The sequence below is a fragment of the Paracoccus marinaquae genome (assembly GCF_018860165.1).
GTDB lineage: Bacteria > Pseudomonadota > Alphaproteobacteria > Rhodobacterales > Rhodobacteraceae > Paracoccus > Paracoccus marinaquae.
Genome location: NZ_JAHKNG010000100.1, coordinates 1 through 2376, shown reverse-complemented (window position 1 = coordinate 2376; position 2376 = coordinate 1). Strand labels below are relative to the sequence as shown.

The window sequence follows — 2376 nt, the reverse complement described above, 5'->3', positions numbered from 1 at the left end:
GCTTCGTTGTAGGATTTCCAGTTCGTCGTGCGGTAACGGGCGGGCTCGGGCTTGCTCATGTCGAGATTCTTAACCTACCGGATTCGCAGTGTGAATCCTTCCAGCGCCGAGTTCTGCAACAACGCCCGTGCGCTGCGAGGTAGCGGTAAATGACTGTTTCTGTGAATTTTTCAGATGTAGCCTCAGATGCTGATGATGCTACCGAAAGTGGTAGCGGCGGCACTATTTCAAATGTCGTGGCTTTGTTGCGCAAATCGGGGGAGGGGATTCATCTTGTGAATCCAGCGTGATAGCTGGGGGGCATGAGCAGCTGGGCCCCAACGAAGTACAAGACCACGAACTGGCCTTCGTACAACACCGCACTGAAGCAACGCGGATCGCTTTCGATCTGGTTTGATCCCGGGATGATCTGGGTACCGCCGCCAAGCGGTAAGCGTGGTCGACAGCAGCAATTCAGTGACGCGGCCATCCAGACTTGCCTGACGATGAAAGTCCTGTTCGGGATGCCACTCCGGCAGACCACGGGTTTCGTGGAAAGTCTCCTGCGGCTGGCTGGCCTGAACTGGGCCGTACCAGATTTCTGCACCCTGTGTCGGCGCCAGAGAACTCTGGACGTGCGCCTGCCCTATCGCGGTGGCACCGGCCCACTGAACCTCCTCATCGACAGCACCGGCATCAAGGCTGAGGGTGAAGGCGAGTGGAACGCCCGCAAGCATGGCGGCTCAAGGTGCCGCATCTGGCGCAAGATACACATCGGTATCGACGAGGAAACGTTGGAGGTTCGGGCGGTAGAGGTCACCAGCAGCAACATCGGTGATGCGCCCATGTTGCCTGAACTGCTGAACCAGATCCCGCCCGATCAGGACATTGAGTTGGTCACTGCAGACGGGGCCTACGACACGCGCAAATGCCACGACGCGATTGCCGCTCGCAATGCTCATGCTGTCATTCCACCGCGCAAGAACGCCAAGCCGTGGAGGCCCACAAGTGCCGGAGCCATCGCCCGGAACGAGGCGGTCAACGCGTCGCGATACCTGGGCCGCGCGCTATGGCGACGATGGAGCGGATATCACCGCAGAAGCCGCGTCGAGAGCAAGATGAACTGCATCAAACTCTTGGGCCAATCCCTGATGGCCAGAGACTTTGATCGCCAGGTCGCGGAAATCCAGGTCCGCGTCGCTGTGCTCAAGCGCTACACCGCTCTTGGCATACCCGTTACAGAGCCGGTGGGATGAGTCTGTTCGGGGTAAGGGGAAGTCTGCCCTCACCCGATTTGCGCAACAAAGCCCGCAGACCTGCCCACGAACAGCGGAAAACGGTGAAAATTCGAGGTGCCCTCAAAATCAATGAGATATGTGTCAACGGCGGCGCAAAAAGCCAGCCACTGGGCGGCGCAAAAGTCGGCCACCCTTGCGCGCGGCTGAGACCGCCGTGAGGGCGTAGCCCGAGCGGGGGTCTCAGCCGCGTGTTTCGATTTTGAGGGGGGTCAGCCGGCCTTTCTGGCGCGACTGTTAGCGAGGCGGTAGCTTTCGCCATTCACCTCGAGGAGATTGACGTGATGGGTCAGCCGGTCAAGCAGCGCACCGGTGAGGCGCTCGGAGCCGAAGGTTTCCGTCCACTCATCAAAGGGCAGATTGCTGGTGATCAGGATTGATCCGCGCTCATAGCGTTGCGAGATCAGTTCGAACAGCAACTCGGCGCCGGTCTTCGACAGGGGTACGAAGCCAAGCTCGTCAATGATGAGCAGCTTGTATCCGGCCACCTGCTTCTGGAAGCGCAGCAGGCGGCGCTCGTCGCGGGCCTCCATCATCTCGCTGACCAGGGCCGCGGCGGTGGTGAAGCCGACGGACAGGCCCTTCTGGCAGGCGGCCAGACCAAGGCCGAGGGAGATGTGCGTCTTGCCCGTGCCACTGGGGCCGAGAGCAATAATGTTCTCCCGCCGCTCGATCCATTCGCACCGGGCAAGCTCCAGCACCTGCATCTTGTTCAGCTTCGGGATTGCCGTGAAGTCGAAGCTGTCCAGGCTTTTGACGGCCGGGAACCTGGCGGCCTTGATGCGCCGCTCAACCATCCGCCGCTCCCGGTCGATCAGTTCCAGTTCGACAAGCCGTGCCAGGTATCGGACATGGTCCACATCTTCCGCCGCACATTGCCTGGCCAGTTTCTGATGCTCGCGCAGGAAGGTGGGCAGCTTCAGCGCCTTGAGGTGATGGGCGAGCAGGATTTCCGGGGCGTCATTCATGCCACGCCTGTTGATTGCCACTGAGAATTGACCCGGCAACCGCCAAAATTGTCATTGAGAATTGACCCATGTGCAACCCTGCCTCGGCTTGAAGCAGCTGGAGGCATACGGAGTGATCGACATGGGATTTTTGA

General features: G+C 60.0%; 3 protein-coding genes. 2 read left to right on the top strand and 1 reads right to left on the bottom strand.

The genetic code is table 11. From position 1 onward, the window contains the following. Positions 1-149: 149 nt before the first annotated feature. The gene (locus KNW02_RS20370) at positions 150-290 is read left to right on the top strand and encodes a hypothetical protein (RefSeq protein WP_216035007.1); all 141 of its coding nucleotides are present in this window, start codon (positions 150-152) and stop codon (positions 288-290) included. A gap of 12 nt (positions 291-302) precedes the next feature. After that, entirely contained in the window at positions 303-1235 is a 933-nt protein-coding gene (locus KNW02_RS20365) for an IS5 family transposase (RefSeq protein WP_216035006.1), read from the top strand. Between the two features lie 251 nt (positions 1236-1486). Here KNW02_RS20365 and istB read toward each other — a convergent pair whose 3' ends face one another. Further along, a complete protein-coding gene (istB, locus tag KNW02_RS20360) occupies positions 1487-2242 on the bottom strand; it encodes an IS21-like element ISPve1 family helper ATPase IstB (RefSeq protein ID WP_216035005.1) in 756 nt (251 codons plus the stop codon). Between the last annotated feature and the right edge of the window lie 134 nt (positions 2243-2376).